8 protein-coding genes are annotated in these 5,612 nt (G+C 69.0%); all 8 read left to right on the top strand.

The genetic code is table 11. The annotated features are described in order from the left end of the window. Window positions 1-3: 3 nt before the first annotated feature. Complete coding sequence (locus AB4Y84_RS11465) at window positions 4-801, top strand: lysophospholipid acyltransferase family protein (RefSeq protein ID WP_442244207.1); 798 nt, start codon at window positions 4-6, stop codon at window positions 799-801. Then, entirely contained in the window at window positions 788-1,045 is a 258-nt protein-coding gene (locus tag AB4Y84_RS11460) for a phosphopantetheine-binding protein (RefSeq protein WP_005411610.1), read from the top strand. Before AB4Y84_RS11465 ends, AB4Y84_RS11460 begins: the two co-directional genes overlap by 14 nt. 16 nt (window positions 1,046-1,061) lie before the next feature. Then, the gene (locus AB4Y84_RS11455; RefSeq protein ID WP_025878014.1) at window positions 1,062-1,319 is read left to right on the top strand and encodes an acyl carrier protein; all 258 of its coding nucleotides are present in this window, start codon (window positions 1,062-1,064) and stop codon (window positions 1,317-1,319) included. Between the two features lie 22 nt (window positions 1,320-1,341). Beyond that, complete coding sequence (locus AB4Y84_RS11450) at window positions 1,342-1,893, top strand: hypothetical protein (protein ID WP_089238175.1); 552 nt, start codon at window positions 1,342-1,344, stop codon at window positions 1,891-1,893. Continuing rightward, window positions 1,886-3,574, top strand: a complete 1,689-nt coding sequence (locus tag AB4Y84_RS11445; RefSeq protein WP_442250150.1) for an AMP-binding protein — start codon at window positions 1,886-1,888, stop codon at window positions 3,572-3,574. The genes AB4Y84_RS11450 and AB4Y84_RS11445 overlap by 8 nt, the downstream gene beginning before the upstream one ends. Next, complete coding sequence (locus AB4Y84_RS11440; RefSeq protein WP_442244206.1) at window positions 3,564-4,334, top strand: glycosyltransferase family 2 protein; 771 nt, start codon at window positions 3,564-3,566, stop codon at window positions 4,332-4,334. The genes AB4Y84_RS11445 and AB4Y84_RS11440 overlap by 11 nt, the downstream gene beginning before the upstream one ends. Before the next feature lies 1 nt (window position 4,335). Then, entirely contained in the window at window positions 4,336-5,277 is a 942-nt protein-coding gene (locus AB4Y84_RS11435; protein ID WP_442244205.1) for an LpxL/LpxP family acyltransferase, read from the top strand. Then, a partial coding sequence (locus tag AB4Y84_RS11430; protein ID WP_442250149.1) for an aromatic amino acid lyase occupies window positions 5,267-5,612 on the top strand: 346 nt, incomplete at its 3' end. The genes AB4Y84_RS11435 and AB4Y84_RS11430, both read left to right, overlap by 11 nt.

The following is a 5,612-nucleotide window of genomic DNA, read 5'->3' as shown; positions in this document are numbered from 1 at the left end:
GCCGTGGCTGAGGCGCTGCGCCGCCTTGATCATGCCTGGCGGGTGTTCGGCACCGGCCTCAGCTTCGCCGCGTTTGGCGTCGGCGGTCTGTTGCTGGGCGTGCTGGTGATGCCGGTACTGCTGCTGATGCGCGACCCGCTTGCGCGTCGCCGCCGGGCCCGCCGGCTGGTCCAGCGTGCCTTCGCCAGCCATGTGTGGCTGATGTGCCGGCTGGGGGTGATGACCCTGCAGGTCGACGGGCGCGAACGCCTGCAGCGCGACGGCCTGCTGGTGCTGGCCAACCACCCGACCCTGATCGACGTGGTCTGCCTGATCGCCCTGCTGCCCAACGCTGACTGCGTGGTCAAGCGGGCGGTGGCCTGCAACCCGTTCATGCGCGGCCCGGTGCGTGCGGCGGGCTACATCTCCAATGACGACGGCGCCGGCCTGGTCGATGACTGCGCGGCGGCCGTGCATGCCGGCGGCACCCTGGTCATCTTCCCGGAAGGCACCCGCAGCGTGCCCGGACAGCCGCTGCGGCTACAGCGCGGCGCGGCCAACATCGCCGTGCGCGGGCGCTTGGACATCACCCCGGTGCGCATCACCTGCACCCCGCCGACGTTGACCAAGGGCCAGAAGTGGTATCGTGTGCCCTCACGTCGTTTTCACGTTCAGCTGCAGATCGGCGAAGATATCCCGATCGCGCCGTTCCTGGCCGAAGATGACTCGCCAAGGGGGGATGCCCTGGCGGCCCGTCGCGTCACCGACCACCTCACTCGTTATTTCGACCTGTCTGGAGATCCGACCCGTGCAAGCACTTGAGCACGAGATCAAGGAATTGATCATTTCCTCGCTTTCACTGGAGGACATCACCCCGGAGGACATCGATCCGACCGCGCCTCTGTTCGTGGAGGGCCTCGGCCTGGACTCGATCGATGCACTGGAACTGGGCCTGGCGCTGCAGAAGAAGTACGGTGTCAGCCTCTCGGCCGACTCGGAAGAAACCCGTCGCCATTTCTCCAGCGTGCGCGCGCTCGGCGAGTTCGTCGCCGCCCGCCAGTCGTAAGGCGCCAGGAACTGCCATGACCAAGAATGAATTGTTCGAGCGCATCGTCCGCATCCTGACCGACAGCTTCGAGATCGAGCCGGCGCGGATCAGCCCGGAATCGCGCCTGTACGACGACCTGGACATCGACAGCATCGATGCCGTGGACCTGATCGTGCAGCTCAAGCCGCTGCTCGGCCGCAACCTGCAGCCTGAAGCGTTCAAGGCCGTGCGCACCGTGCAGGACATCGTTGATGTTGTGCATGGCCTGCTGCCCGGTCAGGCCGCTGCCTGACAGCAGCACGGACGCCGCGACCATGGCACGGGCACGCATGGTCGTGGTGGCAGCGATTTCGCTCGCCTATCCGGTGCTGGTCTACGCGGCGATGGGCCGCTTCGAGCCGCGCTGGCTGGCGCTGCTGCTGTTTGCGCTGGCCCTGCTGCGCGCGCTGAGCACCCGGCAACCCTTGTGGTGGGCCGCTGCCGCCGGCGCGGGCCTGCTGGCCGGGCTGGCCACCGTGCTCAACCAGGCCCTGCCGCTGAAGCTGTACCCGGCGCTGGTGAACGTGGTGATGTTGACGGTGTTCGCCACCAGCCTGCGCTTCGGTCCGCCCCTGGTGGAACGCCTGGCGCGCCTGCAGGAGCCGGACCTGCCACCGTTCGCGGTGATCTATACCCGTCGTGTCACCCAGGTGTGGTGCGGCTTTTTCGTTCTCAATGGTGGTCTCGCCCTGCTCACCGCGCTGTATGCGTCGGACCGGGTCTGGATGCTCTACAACGGATTGTTGGCGTACGTGATGATGGGATTGTTGTTCGGGGGCGAATGGCTGGTACGGCGTCGGGTCAAGGCAGCGCACGCGCATGGCTGACTGGATCGCCCTGGATCGGCTGCTGACCACGGCGCAGCCCGGCCGCGACATCGGTATCTGCGATGGCGTTGCCGTCGACCACGCTGCCTTCCGCCTGCGTGTACTGGCCTGGCATGACGCTTTCAGCGCTGCCGAAGGTCGTGACTGGGCGCTCTACTTCGATGACACCGTGGCCTTCGCTGCGGCGTTGTTCGGTGCCTGGCATGCCGGCAAGCGGGTGTTCCTGGCCGCCGACAACCTGCCTGCGACATTGCAGGCGCTGCAGCCGCAGGTGAGTGGCTTCGCAGGCGACCTGTCGGCGGATTACCAGCCGTTGCAGGCCACCGACAGCGCCGCCGCCGACGTGGCGCTGCTGCCGTTGGACGAGCGCGCCTGCGAACTGTGCGTGTTCACCTCCGGCAGCACCGGCCAGCCCAGCGCGATCAGCAAGCGGCTGGACCAGCTGGCGCGCGAAGTCGATGCGCTGCAGGCTGCCTTCGGCGCCCAGCTCGACGGTGCCCAGGTACATGGCACCGTGTCCCACCAGCATATCTACGGCCTGCTGTTCCGCGTGCTGTGGCCGCTGGCTGCCGGCCGTGCGATCCAGCCCCGGCGCTTCTTCCACGAAGACCTGGTGGGCGCGCTGGCCGGTACCGACACGGTGCTGGTGGCGACCCCGGCCCATCTCAAGCGCCTGCCCGAGCAGCTCGACTGGGCCAGCCTGCACGGCCGCCTGCGTGCGGTGTTCTCCTCCGGCGGCCCGCTGCCCGAGGACGCCGCGCGTCAGGTCCGCCAGTGGTTGGGCGTGGCGCCCACCGAGGTTTACGGCAGCAGTGAAACCGGTGGCATCGCCTGGCGCCGCTGGGACACCGATGCACCGCCGTGGCAGCCGTTGCCAGGCGTGCAGTGGCGGATCGAGGAGGACTGCCTGGCGGTGGCCTCGCCGCACCTGGAGACGTTGGACTGGTGGCGCACCCAGGATCGCGTGGAAGCACTGGCCGATGGCCGTTTCCGCCTGCTGGGCCGTGCCGACCGCATCGTCAAGATCGAAGAACGCCGCGTTTCGCTGGATGCACTGGAGCGCGCGCTGCGTGAGGATCCAGAAGTCGAGGACGTGCGCGTGCTGGTGCTGCAGGGCCAGCGCGAGCAGCTGGCGGCCGTGGTGGTGCCGGCCGATCCGGCGTTGGCACGTGCCGGTGACAGCGCACGGCGTGCGCTGGGGCAGCGGCTCGGTGCGCGGTTGGCGCAGGGCCACGATGCGGTTACCCGGCCACGGCGCTGGCGCCTGGTCGAATCGCTGCCGATCAATGCCCAGGGCAAGGTCACCCAGGCCGCACTGGTGGCGCTGTTCCAGCCGATGATGCCGGTGCCGGTCTGGGACTGTCGCGACGAGGCGGCGGCCACCCTGCGGATGACGCTGGACCCCGCGCTGCGCGCGTTCCAGGGCCACTTCCCGCAGGCGGCGATCCTGCCCGGCGTCGCCCAGCTGGACTGGGCGGTGCGCTTCGGCCGCCAGGCCTTCGTGTTGCCGGTTGGTTTCCAGCGCATGGATGCAGTGAAGTTCCAGCGCGTGGCCCGCCCCGGCGACGAGCTGACCCTGCACCTGGAGTGGGACACCGGGCGCGGCGTGCTGACGTTCCGCTACACCTCGGTGCATGGCGTGCACGCCAGCGRCAGGGTGGTGTTCGCCGATGCGCATTGAGCCGGCCACCGCTGGCGGCGCGTTCGCGCCGCTGGTGGTCATTCCCGTGTACGACCACGAACACGCCATCGGCGCGGTCGTCGATGGCGTGCAGGCTGCGGGCCTGCCCTGCCTGCTGGTCGACGATGGCTCGCAGCCGTCCTGCGCGCTGGTGCTGCGGGAACTGGCACGGCGAGCGGGTGTCGACCTGCTGCGGCTGGACGCGAACCAAGGCAAGGGCGGTGCGATGCTGGCCGGTTTCGCCGAAGCGCAGCGTCGTGGGTATACCCATGTGCTGCAGATCGATGCCGACGGCCAGCACGACACCGGCGACCTGCCGCGCTTCATCGACGCCGCCCGCGCGCGGCCGGACGCCGTGATCTGCGGCATTCCCGCCTACGATGCCAGTGTGCCGAAGGCGCGCCTGTATGGTCGCTACGCCACCCACATCTGGGTGTGGATCAACACGCTGTCGCTGCACCTGCGCGACACCATGTGTGGATTCCGCGTGTATCCGCTGCCGCCGGTGCTGCGCCTGGTCGGCGAGGAAACCATCGGCCGGCGCATGGATTTCGACTCCGAAGTGATGGTGCGCCTGTACTGGCGGCAGGTACCGGTCGAACACCTGGCTACGCGGGTGACCTATCCGGCCGACGGCGTTTCGCATTTCGATGTGTGGCGCGACAACGTGCGCATCAGCCGCATGCATACCCGGCTGTTCTTCGGCATGCTCTGGCGCGCGCCGCGCCTGCTGTGGCGCCGCCTGCAGGGGCAGGGCTGAGATGAGTCACGCGCACGACGCCCCGCACTGGGCCGACATCGGCGAGTCCACGTCGGTGGCCGGCGTGCTGTTCCTGTGCTGGGTGCACCGCTGGTTCGGGCGCTGGCCGTTCCACCTCTGCGTGTGGCCGGTCGTGGCCTGCCACTGGCTGGGCAACCGCGTCGGTCGCCAGGCCTCGATGCAGTACCTGCAGCGGCTGCAGGCCCATGCCGGTGCGCTGGGCCATGCGCCCACCCGGCGCGACAGCCTGCGCCACTTCTTCAGCTTCGCCGACACGATGCTGGACAAGATTCTCGGCCTCGGCGGCCGCTATCCGCCCGAGCGAATCCGCCTGCAGCGTGACCTGGTGCTGGGCAGGATCGCGCGCCGCGAAGGCGGCCTCATCCTGACCGCACACATCGGCTGCCTGGAACTGTGCCAGGTGCTGGCCGAGCAGGTGCCGGGCTTCCGCATCACCGTGCTGGTGCATACCGCGCACGCGCAGCGCTTCAACCGGCTGTTGCAGCGGCTGGACCCGCTGGCCGCGGTGGAGCTGGTGCAGGTTACCGAGATGGGCCCGGCCACGGCGATGATGCTGGCCGACAAGGTCGCCTCGGGTGGCTTCGTCGCCATCGTTGGCGACCGCGTGCCGGTGCAGGGCGGGCGCAGCGTGATGGCTGATTTCCTCGGCCACCGCGCGCCGTTCCCGATCGGCGCCTATGCGCTGGCGGCCGCGCTCGGCTGCCCGGTCTACACGATGTCGTGCCTGCACCAGGGCGACGGCTATCGGGTGGCATTCGAACAGTTCGCCGACCGCGTGGTGCTGCCGCGCGGTTCACGCGATGCCGCACTGGCCGAACAGGCGCAGCGCTTCGCGCGCTGGCTGGAACTCCAGGTCATCCAGTCCCCGCTGGACTGGTTCAATTTCTTCCCCTTCTGGGATCAGGCTCCTCATGACGATTGACGCCGTACCCGTGTGCCGTTTCGGCGATGCACCGCTGACCATCGAAGACGTGGTCGCCCTGGCCCAGCGCAAGTGCGAGGCCGCGCTGAGCGATGTGCCGGCGTTCCGCGCACATATCCGGCGTGGTGCCGACTTCCTCGACCGCCTGCTGCGCGAGGATGGCGTCATCTATGGCGTGACCACCGGCTACGGCGATTCGTGCACCGTGAACATTCCGCCGGCACTGGTCGCCGAGCTGCCGCACCACCTGTACACCTACCATGGCTGCGGCCTGGGCCGTTACCTGGACCCGGCCGAGACCCGCGCCGTGCTGGCCGCGCGCCTGGCTTCGCTGG

Source organism: Stenotrophomonas sp. 2YAF22 (assembly GCF_052114665.1).
Taxonomy (GTDB): Bacteria; Pseudomonadota; Gammaproteobacteria; order Xanthomonadales; family Xanthomonadaceae; genus Stenotrophomonas; species Stenotrophomonas indicatrix.
Note: the sequence above shows the minus strand (reverse complement) of the source record. Positions and strands in the feature narration are given on the sequence as shown.